At 56.5% G+C, this 13,583-nt stretch carries 15 protein-coding genes; 3 read left to right on the top strand and 12 right to left on the bottom strand.

What is annotated here, in order from left to right; translation table 11 throughout:
- Nucleotides 1–26: 26 nt before the first annotated feature.
- From AC2FLG_RS09205 to AC2FLG_RS09190, 4 genes are all read right to left on the bottom strand, one after another.
- Nucleotides 27–638 carry a hypothetical protein gene (locus AC2FLG_RS09205; protein WP_496700538.1) on the bottom strand — a complete coding sequence of 204 codons (612 nt, stop codon included), beginning with the start codon at nt 636–638 and terminating at the stop codon, nt 27–29.
- 104 nt (nt 639–742) lie between these two features.
- Nucleotides 743–2,113, bottom strand: a complete 1,371-nt coding sequence (locus AC2FLG_RS09200; RefSeq protein WP_496705926.1) for a DNA-packaging protein — start codon at nt 2,111–2,113, stop codon at nt 743–745.
- The gene (locus AC2FLG_RS09195; protein WP_496705924.1) at nt 2,022–2,366 is read right to left on the bottom strand and encodes a hypothetical protein; all 345 of its coding nucleotides are present in this window, start codon (nt 2,364–2,366) and stop codon (nt 2,022–2,024) included. The genes AC2FLG_RS09200 and AC2FLG_RS09195 overlap by 92 nt, the downstream gene beginning before the upstream one ends.
- Before the next feature lie 206 nt (nt 2,367–2,572).
- Nucleotides 2,573–2,950: a VOC family protein gene (locus AC2FLG_RS09190; RefSeq protein WP_496705923.1), complete on the bottom strand. Its 378-nt coding sequence runs from the start codon at nt 2,948–2,950 to the stop codon at nt 2,573–2,575.
- 40 nt (nt 2,951–2,990) lie between these two features.
- On the opposite strand from AC2FLG_RS09190, the gene AC2FLG_RS09185 reads away from it, so the two are divergent.
- Entirely contained in the window at nt 2,991–3,527 is a 537-nt protein-coding gene (locus AC2FLG_RS09185; RefSeq protein WP_496688439.1) for a winged helix-turn-helix transcriptional regulator, read from the top strand.
- Nucleotides 3,528–3,844: 317 nt separating this feature from the next.
- The gene (locus AC2FLG_RS09180; RefSeq protein ID WP_142633162.1) at nt 3,845–5,107 is read left to right on the top strand and encodes a DEAD/DEAH box helicase; all 1,263 of its coding nucleotides are present in this window, start codon (nt 3,845–3,847) and stop codon (nt 5,105–5,107) included.
- A 33-nt stretch (nt 5,108–5,140) separates the two neighbouring features.
- On the opposite strand, the gene mltG is transcribed toward AC2FLG_RS09180, so the two are convergent.
- The 7 genes from mltG to fabD all read right to left on the bottom strand — a co-directional run bounded on the left by mltG (nt 5,141) and on the right by fabD (nt 11,460).
- On the bottom strand, nt 5,141–6,301 hold the full coding sequence (mltG, locus tag AC2FLG_RS09175) for an endolytic transglycosylase MltG (protein WP_496705921.1): 1,161 nt from the start codon (nt 6,299–6,301) through the stop codon (nt 5,141–5,143).
- Complete coding sequence (gene fabF, locus AC2FLG_RS09170) at nt 6,302–7,567, bottom strand: beta-ketoacyl-ACP synthase II (RefSeq protein ID WP_496705919.1); 1,266 nt, start codon at nt 7,565–7,567, stop codon at nt 6,302–6,304. It abuts the gene before it with no gap.
- Between the two features lie 204 nt (nt 7,568–7,771).
- Nucleotides 7,772–8,515 carry a 1-(5-phosphoribosyl)-5-[(5-phosphoribosylamino)methylideneamino]imidazole-4-carboxamide isomerase gene (locus AC2FLG_RS09165; protein WP_496691050.1) on the bottom strand — a complete coding sequence of 248 codons (744 nt, stop codon included), beginning with the start codon at nt 8,513–8,515 and terminating at the stop codon, nt 7,772–7,774.
- A gap of 120 nt (nt 8,516–8,635) precedes the next feature.
- Nucleotides 8,636–9,136, bottom strand: a complete 501-nt coding sequence (locus AC2FLG_RS09160; RefSeq protein ID WP_342781993.1) for a GNAT family N-acetyltransferase — start codon at nt 9,134–9,136, stop codon at nt 8,636–8,638.
- A 177-nt stretch (nt 9,137–9,313) separates the two neighbouring features.
- Nucleotides 9,314–9,547 (bottom strand): acyl carrier protein, encoded by a 234-nt coding sequence (locus AC2FLG_RS09155; RefSeq protein WP_005982462.1) that lies wholly within the window; start codon nt 9,545–9,547, stop codon nt 9,314–9,316.
- A 209-nt stretch (nt 9,548–9,756) separates the two neighbouring features.
- Nucleotides 9,757–10,494: a 3-oxoacyl-[acyl-carrier-protein] reductase gene (gene fabG / locus AC2FLG_RS09150; RefSeq protein WP_142633152.1), complete on the bottom strand. Its 738-nt coding sequence runs from the start codon at nt 10,492–10,494 to the stop codon at nt 9,757–9,759.
- A gap of 27 nt (nt 10,495–10,521) precedes the next feature.
- Nucleotides 10,522–11,460, bottom strand: coding sequence for an ACP S-malonyltransferase (gene fabD / locus AC2FLG_RS09145; protein ID WP_496705917.1), 939 nt, complete (start codon nt 11,458–11,460; stop codon nt 10,522–10,524).
- A gap of 171 nt (nt 11,461–11,631) precedes the next feature.
- On the opposite strand from fabD, the gene AC2FLG_RS09140 reads away from it, so the two are divergent.
- Complete coding sequence (locus tag AC2FLG_RS09140) at nt 11,632–12,858, top strand: cytochrome b/b6 domain-containing protein (protein ID WP_496705916.1); 1,227 nt, start codon at nt 11,632–11,634, stop codon at nt 12,856–12,858.
- Nucleotides 12,859–12,916: 58 nt separating this feature from the next.
- Here AC2FLG_RS09140 and AC2FLG_RS09135 read toward each other — a convergent pair whose 3' ends face one another.
- Nucleotides 12,917–13,489 (bottom strand): YceI family protein, encoded by a 573-nt coding sequence (locus tag AC2FLG_RS09135; protein WP_281971916.1) that lies wholly within the window; start codon nt 13,487–13,489, stop codon nt 12,917–12,919.
- Nucleotides 13,490–13,583: the final 94 nt, after the last annotated feature.

Here is a 13,583-nt window from a genome sequence, read left to right as displayed (position 1 = left end):
CCTGTGGTATCCGCTACATCACGCCGTCAAGATCGGATCATTGTGAGTAGTTCCTCAGCCTCCGGAACATAGTCCAACAGTATAGGGTAGTATGTCCTGCCAAAGAGTATCGGATGGCCGGGATGGGACAGCCCAAGCCCGAATGGTTGCACCTGCTGTTCGGAAAGAAGAATGCCAACTTCAAGTGATGGATAAGGGCGACTATCGACTATTGAATACGGAAACTTCGCTGAATGTTCACACGAAACGACATAGAGCCGGACACCTAGCCTCCAGTTTCTACCTCGCCGGCAAACAATTACCCGCCTGTTCGTAACAAAATAGGCCAAGTTATACAGGACGTAGTGCCGCTGACTCGCGATGCTAAACGAAAAGGCAACGAAAGCGAACGTTACTGCTCCGTATATCCAATACGCCTCAAAACGGCCAAACTCGGCATCGGCATTGATGAATGGAATAGTAGCCCACATGACGACCGAAGCGACCAACAGGAAAACATGAATCTTCCGCTCCTCACCTACCGCCTGAAAGAACTTGCGTCCGTATCCGGGTTCACCCGACCAGAGCAACTTTTCGCCGGGGGCGAGAATATCTTTTAAATCAAATCTGTTGGTACTGGTTACTGTGACTTTTTGCATAGCTTAGCCTTTAAACTGTCAAATCTGCAGAAACCAGCCGCAAACAGTTGATAGCAAAGCTTGGTTAAAGCTCTGTTGTCGTCATTCCTTCCTGATCGCTAAGCTCACAAACTCCTTACCCTCGGCCGCCGATACGCCCCCGCAGGCCCGACAACCAACTCATGCAGCGCCCAGACCAACGCGTCGACCCGGTCGGGTGAGCCCTGCCCCTCAAACCCGCGCGCGGTCATCTGGCACATCTGCTCCTCCAGCGCGTCCAACCCGGCCACATGGGCCACCCGCCCCTGTTCGTACAAAGCCGCCACAGGCTCGGCCCGCGCGACCTTACCGCGTGACGCCCGCACCGCGCGGTACGGGACCAGAGGGTCCACCTGCCGCACGACCTCTTCCACCAGCTGGCCACCCTGATTGACCTCAGCCACCAGCCGTTCGGCCGCAAATTCATCCATCGCATCAATCGCCGCCTGCGCCCAGCCCGCCGGGCCGACGCCCTGCACCGTCCGGTCGGCCAGCACAAAGGCGCGCCACTCTTCGGGCGGCCCTTGCAAACACGCTCCAACGACGACAATCCCGCAAGCATCCGCAGCCGCCCCCGCCGTCACCGCAGGGTCCAGCGCCACCACGATGCGGTCCAGCTCGGCCTCCTGTGCACAACGCGCCGCCTCCAGCATCGATCCGGTCCACAGCGCCCCTTCAGCATCCGACAGCAGCACACCGTCCAACTCCTGCCGCCCCAACCGTGTGCCCGCATAACGCGCGCGCACTTCCTCCAAAAACGACCCCGCCAGATTGGCCCGGTTCGCCTCGGTAGGCGCATGGGTCTGCACGGTGGAGGGCGACGCCAGCAAACCCTTTAGCACTTTCACATTGCGCGGGGTGGTCGTCACGCAGACCCGAGGCTGATCCCCCAGCCGCAGCGCAAATTGCAACATATCCCAGGTTTCCCCGGCCTTTTTCCACTTGGCCAACTCGTCCACCCAGGCTGCATCGAATTGCGGCCCCCGCAATCCCTCGGGGTCATGCGCTGAAAACGCCTGCGCCTCGGCCCCGTTGGGCCAGATCAGCTTGCGTTCCGACGCCTTCCAGATAGGCCGACGATCCGGTGGCGAGCATTGTAAAATCCCGCTATCGCCAAAAATCATCACATCGCGCACCTGATCAAAGGTCTCGCCGACCAAGGCCACACGACAGGCCGCCCCCTTGTCCAACGGCAATGACCCCTCGACCACAGACCGAACCCACTCGGCCCCGGCCCGCGTCTTACCAGCGCCACGCCCCCCAATGATCACCCATGACCGCCAATCGCCCTCGGGCGGCAACTGATGCGGCAGAGCCCAGAACTCAAACAGGAAAGGGAGGGCGCACAGCCCCCCCTCCCCGATCTCACTCAGAAATCTGTCCTGCACCGCAACAGGCGCGGAGGCGAGCCAGCCTGCACCCGATCTCAGATCGTGCCCGATCAAGGTCGAGCGCATAGCCCCCTTGGGCAATTCCGGCTTGTCTGTGATGTTGTTCGACAAAGCTTGTCTCCACTTTTTGGCAACTTCGGATCAGCCCCTCAAGCTGTCCCAGTTGCTTGCCTGCACCAGCAAGATCTGCATCCTCCCCGGCACCGATCTGCCTGCGCAGTTCTTCCGCTGCATTGCGCAGATCGCGAATGGACGTCTCGAGCGACCGCAACAAGTCAGCCGTCTGGGAAATCCGCTCTTCCGGGGTAATTAAAGTCATGTTTGCGTATTGACCTCATGCGTGAGTTTTCTCCGCACGAGAGAAACGAAAAACGGCCACCGGGAGTTACCCCGGGGCCGTTACTCACTTCTTCTAGCATGACACAGTTCGTACCAAATTAAGTTCGAAAAGTCAATGAATTGCGCAACACCAACGCAACAAGGAACGTTCGGTGCAGGTTAACAATTTCTTCCCCGCGCGCGTCTTTAGCTGCTGCCAGTCAAATCCTGTGCCAGCATCAGCGCATTCATATCCGGATCATAAAACGTGGCCGTGCTGACCATCCCTTCGATCGTTTCCGTCGCACCATCGAAGGCCACCCCTGCAGCCTCTAACGCGCTGCGGGCGGTGGTGATATCGGCGACCTCAAACACTGGAACGCAATTCCCCGGCGAAGGCTTGGCCTGCTCTCCTAACCCCAATGTGACACCGTCCACATTGGTGCGCATCTCACTCCAACCCGCTTCATCTATGTGATGGGCAATTTCAAACCCCAATTTGTCGCTGAACCATTCGGCGCTTGCATGGCGGTCCCGAACTGAAATCGCAAGCGTGATCGTGTTTTTCAAAGAAACAAGGGGCATCAATCTTTCCTTTTGAGCTAAATTATATTAACTATACTTTATGGACATTAATTTGCTTGTCAAGCTGACCTCCCGAGCTTGGTCGCTGAATATTCTGGCACTCATGCATTCCGGCACTCCTGGCAGGCAGGCCGCTCTGCTTGCTGCCACCAGCGCAGGAAGAACTGCCTTCGCGGCAAGCCTGGACCATCTCATACGCCTTGACCTGATCGAAAGGAATCCAGGCCACGGGCACCCATTGCGCCCTGAATTCCGATTAACCCTGCCGGGGATCGAAACCGCCAGTATGGCCAGCGCAATCGTAAACGCCGTTCCGGATGACACCAAGTTCAAGCTCGTCCGTAAATCCTGGACCGTCCCGATCCTGGCACTCACCGGCACTCCGCACCGCTTTTCCGCCATCAAATCGGATTTGGTATCGATCACGGATCGGGCGCTGTCGTCGTCCCTTCAACAGCTAGAGGCGCTCGACTGGATCCGGCGGGACATTGAAACTGCCGCGCGGATGCCCTTCCCTACATATCGAGCTGTAAGAACAGGTTTTGCGATCAACCAAGCGGTCAATCTCACTGCTTAAAGGTTGCAGACAGCCCACAACGATCCTTTTCGCCGGATGTGATCTATAACGCACAGCTTGACATTCCGCCCCGCAACCTGCATGAGCGCCTTAACAAAGCGCTGACGCGTGAGCATTGGCAGGTCCGACCTGCTCCACAGCGCTCGATTCACCCCATAGTTCCCCTTCACGCAGGGTTCTGAATGCGACGGCCGGATGCCGCAGGAAACGCCTGTGCATCCAGAGTCTTAGCGTAACCCTGTTGGCATCGCATATTGCGCTGCTGATTTATGTCGTCCGTGGTGATCCAGTCACCAGGGGCAAAAAAGGAATGATATTTGTTCGACTTTGATATGCTGGGTCTTGCCCCGGCCCTGAACGACGCTTTGAAACGCGCCAATTTTTCACAACCCACTCCGATTCAGAACCAGGCAATCCCCATGGCATTGCAGGGGCACGATATTCTGGGCCTTGCCCAGACCGGCACCGGCAAGACGCTGGCTTTTGGCCTACCTCTGATCGACCACCTGCTGGCTCAGACCGGCAAGCCTGCGCCGAAAACCGCCAAGGCTCTGATCCTTGCCCCGACCCGTGAACTGGTCAACCAAATCGCAGATAGCCTGCGCAATTTGACCACGAATACGAAGCTGCGCGTGGCGACAGTTGTTGGCGGTCAGTCCATCAGTAGGCAGATTTCGTTTCTGGCACGCGGCACAGACATTCTGGTTGCCACCCCTGGTCGTTTGATCGACCTGATGGAACGCAGAGCGGTCGACCTCGGCTCGGTACGTCATCTGGTACTGGACGAAGCCGATCAGATGCTGGACATGGGCTTTATTCATGCTCTGCGCCGGATTGCACCGCAGTTGGGTACGCCCCGCCAAACGATGCTGTTCTCTGCCACTATGCCCAAGCAGATGGAAGAACTCAGCCAGGCCTACCTGACAAACCCGCAACGCATTCAAGTGTCCCCTCCGGGTAAAGCCGCCGACAAGATCACCCAATCGGTTCATTTCCTGAGCCGCGCGGAAAAACCGAGCAAACTGCGCGAGATTTTATCTGCGGATAAAGAAGCTCTGACGCTGGTGTTTTCGCGTACAAAACATGGCGCCGAGAAGCTGATGAAGGGCCTAGTGGCCGACGGCTTCAACGCCGCCTCGATCCATGGCAACAAAAGTCAGGGACAGCGTGACAGGGCGATCAAAGCTTTCCGCGCAGGCGAAATAAATGTCTTGGTGGCAACAGACGTGGCCGCTCGCGGCATCGACATCCCGGGCGTTGCCTATGTCATCAACTACGACCTACCCGAAGTGCCGGATAACTACGTCCACCGCATTGGCCGAACCGCCCGTGCCGGACGCGAAGGCGAGGCGATCGCTTTCTGTGCACCGGATGAACTGGATCAACTGAAGCAGATTCAGAAACTGATGAAAATTGAGGTTCCGGTCGCCAGCGGCACAATGCCCGAGTTCGCCGAACCCGCAAAATCGCGGAAAGGCGGAGGGTTCCGTCGCCGTGGTCCAAAGCCGCAAGCAGCTAACAAGTCGGGCAATCCCGGAGGCCCAAAACGTCGGCGACCGCGTCGATCCTCCGCCGCCTAAATCTAAAAGGCGCCGCTATTCGCGGCGCCTTTTTTAGTTTCCGGTGCTTTGGCGCTCGGCCTCAATCTCACGCCATTTGGCGACGTTTCGATTATGCTCATCCAGTGTCTCGGCAAAAGCATGTCCGCCGGTGCCATCTGCAACAAAGAAAACAAAATCAGTCGCTTCGGGCGAAACTGCGGCTTCAAGACTTGCAAGACCAGGATTTGCGATAGGTGTTGGCGGGAGCCCATCAATCACATAAGTGTTCCAAGGCGTTGCACGGCGCAGTTCGCTGCGGCGCAGGCCTCGGCCCAACGTGCCCTGCCCCTTGGTGACACCATAGATTACAGTCGGGTCCGTCTGCAGCTTCATGCCTCGCTCAAGCCGGTTTACAAATACGCTAGCGACCTGTCCACGCTCATGCGGAACACCAGTTTCCTTTTCGATGATTGACGCCAAAATCAGCATCTCTTCGGGGGTTTTGATTGGCAAATCATCCTGCCGCCCTTCCCAGGCGGCGTTAATGCGCAGTTGCTGCTTATCCTGCATCGACTGCAGGATTGCCGCCCGATCGGCACCTCGCACAATGTCATAGCTATCCGGTGCCAGCGCCCCTTCGGCCGGTATTTCAGGGATATCTCCCGTCAACGTGTCGATCTGCTTAAGACCCTCGACCACTTGCCAGGATGTAACACCTTCAGCAATCGAGACCCGGTATCGTGTGTCCGAGTCTTCGCGCTTTTGGGTATAAGCCGCGGGTATTTCTTCTTCCGCTACATCGAACGATGCGATTTCATCGAAATCCAATGTTGCGGGGTTCAATTCGCGTACACGGGTTTGTATGCGGGTTACACCGATCCGGTACTCAATCTCGGATCCGCAGGTACTGGCCCCGCTCCGCGTAATCTCATCAATGATCTGCTCCATCGAAGCACCCTCGCGGACCAGAAAGCTGCCTGCCTTCAGCTGAGGTGCCTTGTCGGTATAATCCGCCGCCATACGGAATATCGTAGCGCTGCTGATCGCGCCCTGATCCTCCAGCTGTCGGCTGACCTGCGTCATGTTCGAGCCACGTTCGACCTGCAAACACATCGCAGCTTCCAGAGGGCCCGCATTCTTGTATCGCGCCTGCCCCCACAAAATCAGTCCACCGGCAAGAAACAGGCCGACCACCAGGATGGTCAGCATGTTGGAGGCCAAAGCGCGCCACATTTAGCTGACCTTTCCGAAGATCACACTTGCATTGGTGCCGCCAAATCCAAACGAGTTTGACAACGCCACATCAATCTTGCGCTCACGCTTAGCATTCGGAGCCAGATCAATCTGCGTCTCGACCGCTGGGTTGTCCAAATTGATCGTCGGTGGCGCAACCTGATCGCGGATTGCGAGGATCGAGAAAATGGCTTCGATCGCGCCTGCTGCGCCCAACAGGTGGCCCGTGGCCGATTTGGTCGAACTCATCGTTACATTCGCCGAATGCTCGCCCAGGAGACGCTCGACCGCACCCAATTCAATGGTATCGGCCATGGTCGATGTGCCATGCGCGTTAATATAGTCTAGGTCCTTCGGCTCCAGCCCCGCGCTGCGTAGCGCTGCTTTCATAGAACGCTCTGCGCCATCGCCGTCCTCACTGGGTGCGGTGATATGATAGGCATCACCGGACATGCCATAGCCCAGAACTTCGGCATAGATTTTCGCGCCACGCGCTTTTGCGTGCTCGTACTCTTCCAGAACAACGATGCCCGAACCTTCACCCATGACAAAACCGTCTCGGTCGACGTCATAGGGGCGGCTGGCTGCTTTGGGGTTATCCGCGTATTTGGTCGACAGCGCCTTGCAAGCGTTGAATCCAGCGATACCGATTTCGCAAATGCACCCTTCGCCACCACCGGCAACCATTACGTCAGCGTCACCGGCACGGATAATGCGGCTTGCGTCACCAATAGCGTGAGCACCGGTCGAACATGCAGTCACAACCGAATGGTTCGGGCCTTTGAATCCATGGCGGATCGACACCTGACCCGAGGCCAGGTTAATCAGCGCGCCTGGAATAAAGAAAGGCGACACCCGTCGAGGGCCCTTGTCGCGGATCAGGTTAGCCGTTGCCGCGATGGAACCCAGCCCACCGATACCTGAACCGATAAGAACGCCAGTGCGCAAACGCGCCTCTTCATCCTCGGGCAGCCAGTCGGAATCCTTGCAGGCCATTTCAGCAGCTGCAATCGAGTACAGAATGAAGTCTTCGATCTTGCGCTGCTCTTTCGGCGGCATCCAGTCGTCAGGATTGAATGTCCCGTCGGTGCCGTCGCCTCGCGGAACTTCGCAGGCATACGTTGTGGTGACCCCACTTGCCTCAGCATCAAATTGCGTGATCGGGCCTGCACCGGATTCCCCATCCAGCAACCGCGACCATGTTTCCTCGACCCCGCTGGCCAATGGAGTGACCAACCCAAGACCGGTTACAACGACTCTGCGCATAAAATGCCTCTTGCCTGCTTCCTGTTTGAGAAACGCTCATACCCCGGGCCGGGGTGCGGGGGCAAGAGCAAGGCGCAATCATCACACAAGCAGATTGAGCGGAACACCTACAGTATACACTCTTGCAATGCGGCTCCTGGCCAGATGAAAGCCCGCCCTTTCACTGGACATGAAAGGGCGGAACCTGTTGTTTTGGAAGAAATCTTACTGAAACGCCGCAACCGGTTCGTGCGCTGTGCTGGCAACATTCAGCGCATCTGAAAGCTCGAGCGTCTTTCTGAACAGCGCGCGGCCAACCAAGGCGCCCGAAATATTCGGGATATAAGCCAACCGCGAGATATCATCTGTCGTGCGGACCACACCGCTTGCGATGATCGGTGTGCGAGATGTCTCTGCCAGCCCCGAGATCAGGCCCAGCTGTGCCTCAACGTCTTCCATGTCGCTATCGATATCAGTGACCAGAATTGCCGCAAACGGCGTCTCTGAAAACGCTTCGATAAAGGCCTCTGGTGTAAACGCACTTTGACTACGCCAACCGTCGGTCATCACTAAGCCTTGCCAAACGTCTACGGCCAGAACGATTTGGTCCGGATAGAGTTTGGCCAATTCTTTCACAAGATTTGGATCCCACGCAGCCATAGTGCCGATAACAATCCGGCCTGCGCCCTTGTCGATCCAGTGCTCGACTTGCTCGCGCGTTCTCATACCACCTGCCAACTGCACAGGGATTTCGGCAGAACGGATGATCTCTTCAACCATCTCCGAATTGGTATCGCGCCCTTCAATCGCGTCAAAATCGGTCAAGTGCATCCACTCGGCTCCAGCATCGGCCCAACTGCGTGCCGTTTCTGCGGGATTCACGTGCCAAATCATGGCCTCATCCAGACGACCCTTGTCCAGTGTGACACAGCGGCCGTTCTGCAGTTCCATCGTAGGGTAAATCCTCATGAGCTTGCTCCTCCGCTCAATCGCAACGTCAATAGAGGATACCATACCCTCAACCCTATCGGCGAGAATTTCCAGTTTCGGCAAACCAAAGGCAATTTGCGGCACGATCAAAGAGAAAGGTTAAGCCAGTTTGGGCGGCCCGTTTCTTTTCAGCAGGTTCACCTGACTTCCCATATAGTCGCGCTCGGCCATCAGCTCATAACCCAGCTTTGCCGCCAGATTCTGCGACGCGTGGTTTTCAGCATCAATCAGGGAAACCAGTGGTCCAGGCATTATTCTGTCAAACCAGTCATGTGCGGCCTGAGCCGCTTCAAGACCAAATCCCTGCCCCTGGGCTTCTGGTGCCAATAGCCATCCGGCCTCGGGAAAGCTGTCGAAGTCGTCGCCTAACCCTCGGTTACGATAGAAAAAGCCAGCTTGACCTATCATCTGACGATTCGACTGTCGAAAGACGGCCCATTGGCCAAAACCGGCCATCTGCCAGTGGCCGGCATTCCTCAGAAAGGATTCCCACGCTTCGCCCCGCGATAGCGGTTCCCGGCCAAGATGGCGCACAACACAAGGGTTCCGCCAAATCTCAGCGTAACGACTAAAGTCGTCGGGACGCATAGCGCAAAGCATCAGACGTGCCGTATTTATCATCGGGGTGGATCGTAGCATGCCCTGCCCGCTCAGAATTTCCTGCCTCGCGTAAATGGTTGCGGGTCAATAGCTATCTGGCAAGCGCGAATTCCGGCTGGGCAAAAAAAACGGCGCCTCCGTTGCCCGGAAGCGCCGTTTTAGCGGATAAAGAAGGTCTTAAGACGCTTCAGAGATGAATTTGACGGCGTCGCCAAAAGTTTGGATGGTTTCGGCTGCGTCATCAGGAATCTCGATGCCGAACTCTTCTTCGAAGGCCATAACCAGCTCAACAGTGTCCAGGCTGTCTGCACCCAGATCGTCGATGAAGGACGCGTTTTCGGTCACTTTATCTTCTTCAACACCCAAGTGCTCAACAACGATCTTTTTAACGCGATCTGCGACGTCGCTCATGTCTATTCCTCATTTCATTTCAGGGCATAGTGCCCGGTTCTGCCCTTGCCCGCTCAGGCTGGCCTTGATGTGCCCGTTCTGGGCGGTTTAGGTCCCCGATTACCGGGTAAGTAGAAGGTTGACCATCCGGCCAGCCCCTGCATATGTGCGCCGCCTATAACACAGACAACGCCCGAGGCAAACGCTTTCGCGCCCACCTCGATCCGCGCTCACAACATGGCCATACCGCCGTTCACATGCAAGGTGGTTCCGGTAACATATCCGGCTTCGGCACTTGCAAGATACAGCACAGCCGCAGCAATTTCCGAGGGGTCACCCATACGACCGGCAGGAACCTGCGTCAAAATCCCAGATTTCTGATCCTCGGTCAGTTTGTCGGTCATCGCAGTCGTAATGAAACCGGGTGCCACCGCATTGGCGGTGATTCCACGGCTGGCAACCTCATAGGCCAACGATTTGGTCATGCCCACCATGCCTGCTTTGGATGCAGCATAGTTGGCCTGTCCCGGGTTCCCTGTCGCACCCACCACCGATGAGATATTAATGATCCGGCCCCAGCGCGCTTTCATCATGCCCCTCAAAACGCCTTTGCACAGACGGGCAGTAGATGTCAGGTTGACGTCGATCACGCTCTGCCATTCTTCATCGGACATGCGCATGAACAGATTGTCTCGCGTGATCCCTGCATTATTCACCAGAATATCAACCGATCCCATTGCCTCAGCAGCCTGCTTCGGAAGGGCTGTCACCGCCTCGGCATCACTCAGGTTGCAGGGCAGAACATGGGCGCGTTCACCCAATTCGTCGGCCAGAGCCTGTAGCGGCTCAACTCGCGTTCCAGACAAAGCCACAGTTGCACCGGCCGCATGCAAACTTCGCGCAATTTCGCCACCGATCCCGCCCGATGCACCGGTGATCAGTGCATTCTTACCTGTCAAATCAAACATTCGGTTTTCCTCTTGATGCTCGGTGTCTTACGATTCGGCCTGTGTCACATTCTGCACGTCATCAGGCGTACCGACAGCTTTACCAACGATCGCACGGTCAATTTTGCGAATCATACCGGACAGAGCTTTGCCCGCCCCGATTTCCCAAGTTTCACTCACGCCTTGCGCAACCATGTACAGTACGCTTTCGCGCCAGCGAACCGAACCTGTGACCTGCTCGATCAGCAACCCACGGATCAGATCGGGATCTGTGACAGCCTCGGCCCGCACATTGGCAACCAATGGCACGGCAGGAGCTTTGATTTCGACATTTGCCAGGGCTTCGGCCATGACATCAGCGGCAGGTTGCATCAATGCACAGTGGAAAGGTGCGCTGACGGGCAACATGACCGCGCGCTTGGCGCCTTTTTCTTTGGCGATTTCTGCGGCGCGTTCCACAGCAGCCTTTGCGCCTGATACCACGACTTGTGTGGGATCATTGTCATTGGCAGCCTGACAAACTTGACCCTGCGCAGCTTGGTCTGCAACAGTGCGCACAGCATCAAGATCCAATCCAAGAATAGCGGCCATTGCGCCCTCTCCAACGGGAACCGCACTCTGCATCGCTTGCCCGCGGGTGCGCAAAAGGCGTGCCGTATCAGCGACCGACAATGCCCCTGCCGCAGCGAGCGCGGAGTACTCCCCCAGCGAATGCCCAGCGACAAAACCAGCATCCGCAATCGAAATCCCATTGGCCTCCAGGGCTCGCATCGCAGCCATCGAGGTCGCCATTAGCGCTGGCTGCGCGTTCTGGGTTAGGGTCAGGTCCGCAATATCACCTTCCCAGATCAGATCGCTCAGCTTTTCCCCAAGCGCCTCGTCCACCTCGTCGAATACAGCCTGTGCAGCCGGATAGGCCTCGGCCAGAGCCTTGCCCATACCGATAGTCTGGGCACCTTGCCCCGGGAAAACAAATGCGCGTGTCATTGCAACCTCTTGGATGACGTTAGGTTGCCGCGGGGTGTAAACCGACAGACCGCGCGGCACAAGCTTTGCCTGATCTCTGCACTTTGGCACCGGCTCTGTGCATCCCTTGCTATTGTGTCCTAGGCTTGTAGCGGTAGGTTGTTGCATACGATCCACCTTCCGGAGCCTCAGATGCCTTCGTCAAACACCTTCTCAAGCTATGGAAGCGTAACCAAGACTTTTCACTGGCTGACAGCGTTACTTATCTTCACCGCATTCCCTCTGGGGTGGGTCGCCAACGGATTGGCCCATGCGATTTATGATCCGGCCATAGCCACAACCGAAGATGACATTGCACGCGCCGCCAGCCTTTTTTCTCTCCATAAAACCGTCGGGGTCACTGTTTTCTTTGTCGCGCTCGCGCGTATCATGTGGGCGATAGCGCAGACCAAACCCGGTCTATTGAACGCCGAGAACAAGCCCGAGGCCTTTGCAGCTGAAACCGTGCATTGGCTGCTTTACGCATCTTTGGTTCTGGCCCCACTAACCGGGTGGACCCATCACGCTGCCGCCGAAGGTTTCGCTCCGATTTTGTGGCCCTTCGGACAGGGCCTACCCCTTGTACCAAAATCCGAGTATCTGGCAGAGCTGACCGGAAGCCTGCATTGGCTGTTCGTCTGGACACTGGCCGGTTCAGTCGCGCTGCACGTCGCCGGGGCGCTAAAACACCACATTATCGATAAAGACAGCACGCTGCGCCGAATGATGCCGGGCGCCTCGGATGCACCGGAACCGCCAGAGCAAAGCCATTCAATGACCCCCGCATTGGCCTCTTTGGCCATTTGGGGTGCCGTTCTGGTCGGAGGATGGTCAATCGGCGCGTTTGACCACCAATCTACAGCTGGCACAGAGGTCGCAGAACTGACCCAGGTACAGTCCGACTGGAACGTCCAGGAAGGCAATCTAAGCATTACCATCACCCAACTGGGCAGCCCGGTAACCGGCAGCTTTTCCGATTGGACCGCTGCAATCGCATTCGAAGATCCGCCCACGCCGGGCTTAGCCGGATCAGCAGATGTCACAATCGCGATACCGTCGCTCAAGCTCGGGACAGTCACAGATCAGGCAATGGGTGCTGATTTCTTCAACAGTGCGCAATTTCCAACCGCTCAATTCAAAGCTGATCTCTTCAAAACTGAGGACGGGTTCGAAGCGCGCGGCGCGTTGACCATTCGCGACAAGAGTGTGGACGTAGTGTTGCCATTTACCCTCGACCTTCAGGGTGACAGCGCAGCTATTTCAGGACAGCTTGAACTGAACCGGCTGGATTTCGACATCGGCACTTCGCAGTCGACCGAGGATTCGCTGGGTTTTGCTGTTACAGTATCAGTTGATCTTACAGCAAAACGTGGCAACTAAGAAAATGGGCCGCCGAAGGGTTACTCCGGCGGCCTCGTTTCAACTCGTTGTAATGGTATTAGTCGGCCTTCTGGGCTTCGACTGAAATCTGAAGTTCAACTTCGTCGCTTACGAATGGCGCAAACTGACCAAGGTCGAACTCACTACGCACCAAGGTGGTGGTGGCGTCGAAACCGGCCCAGGGCTTTCCTGCCATAGGATGTTCACCCACCTGGTTCAGCTTGGCATCCAGAACAACCGATTTGGTCACACCGTTCATAGTCAGATCGCCAGTGATGTTGGCAGTGTTTTCGCCCGTGACTTCGATACCAGTAGAAGTAAAGGTCACCATTTCTCCTTCGGTCACACCAAAGAAATCCTCGGACATAAAGTGGTCTTCACGTGGCTTCCAACCGGTAATCATCTCGACCACTGGCATGGATACTGTAACACTGGATGCAGCCGGGTTTTCCTGATCGAACATGATCTCGCCTTCAAACCCCGAGAACATGCCATGGGTGGTCGAGAAGCCAAGGTGGTTATAGCTGAAAAGAACTTGGCTGTGGCTTGAGTCCAGAACGTATTTTTCGGCGCCGGCAAATGCCGTTGTGGCCGAAACCGCGAGCGCTGCTGCAAGAAGGGTGGATTTCATGATAATCTCCGCAATTTTGTAGATGCAAACCTCTTGGGTTGCTCGACAACGAAAATGTGCTGCCCTAGGGCAGCACACAAGTAATATTATTTCA

This window comes from Ruegeria sp. CDSA193 (genome assembly GCF_059611885.1).
This window is presented reverse-complemented; position numbering and strand designations above follow the sequence as displayed.

What these genes read in the sequence shown, in the direction of transcription:
- AC2FLG_RS09205 (WP_496700538.1), bottom strand. Translation starts at nt 638, where the DNA reads ATGCAAAAAGTCACAGTAACCAGTACCAACAGATTTGATTTAAAAGAT.
- AC2FLG_RS09200 (WP_496705926.1), bottom strand. Translation starts at nt 2,113, where the DNA reads ATGCGCTCGACCTTGATCGGGCACGATCTGAGATCGGGTGCAGGCTGG.
- AC2FLG_RS09195 (WP_496705924.1), bottom strand. Translation starts at nt 2,366, where the DNA reads ATGACTTTAATTACCCCGGAAGAGCGGATTTCCCAGACGGCTGACTTG.
- AC2FLG_RS09190 (WP_496705923.1), bottom strand. Translation starts at nt 2,950, where the DNA reads ATGCCCCTTGTTTCTTTGAAAAACACGATCACGCTTGCGATTTCAGTT.
- AC2FLG_RS09185 (WP_496688439.1), top strand. Translation starts at nt 2,991, where the DNA reads ATGGACATTAATTTGCTTGTCAAGCTGACCTCCCGAGCTTGGTCGCTG.
- mltG (WP_496705921.1), bottom strand. Translation starts at nt 6,301, where the DNA reads ATGTGGCGCGCTTTGGCCTCCAACATGCTGACCATCCTGGTGGTCGGC.
- fabF (WP_496705919.1), bottom strand. Translation starts at nt 7,567, where the DNA reads ATGCGCAGAGTCGTTGTAACCGGTCTTGGGTTGGTCACTCCATTGGCC.
- AC2FLG_RS09165 (WP_496691050.1), bottom strand. Translation starts at nt 8,515, where the DNA reads ATGAGGATTTACCCTACGATGGAACTGCAGAACGGCCGCTGTGTCACA.
- AC2FLG_RS09160 (WP_342781993.1), bottom strand. Translation starts at nt 9,136, where the DNA reads ATGCTTTGCGCTATGCGTCCCGACGACTTTAGTCGTTACGCTGAGATT.
- AC2FLG_RS09155 (WP_005982462.1), bottom strand. Translation starts at nt 9,547, where the DNA reads ATGAGCGACGTCGCAGATCGCGTTAAAAAGATCGTTGTTGAGCACTTG.
- fabG (WP_142633152.1), bottom strand. Translation starts at nt 10,494, where the DNA reads ATGTTTGATTTGACAGGTAAGAATGCACTGATCACCGGTGCATCGGGC.
- fabD (WP_496705917.1), bottom strand. Translation starts at nt 11,460, where the DNA reads ATGACACGCGCATTTGTTTTCCCGGGGCAAGGTGCCCAGACTATCGGT.
- AC2FLG_RS09140 (WP_496705916.1), top strand. Translation starts at nt 11,632, where the DNA reads ATGCCTTCGTCAAACACCTTCTCAAGCTATGGAAGCGTAACCAAGACT.
- AC2FLG_RS09135 (WP_281971916.1), bottom strand. Translation starts at nt 13,489, where the DNA reads ATGAAATCCACCCTTCTTGCAGCAGCGCTCGCGGTTTCGGCCACAACG.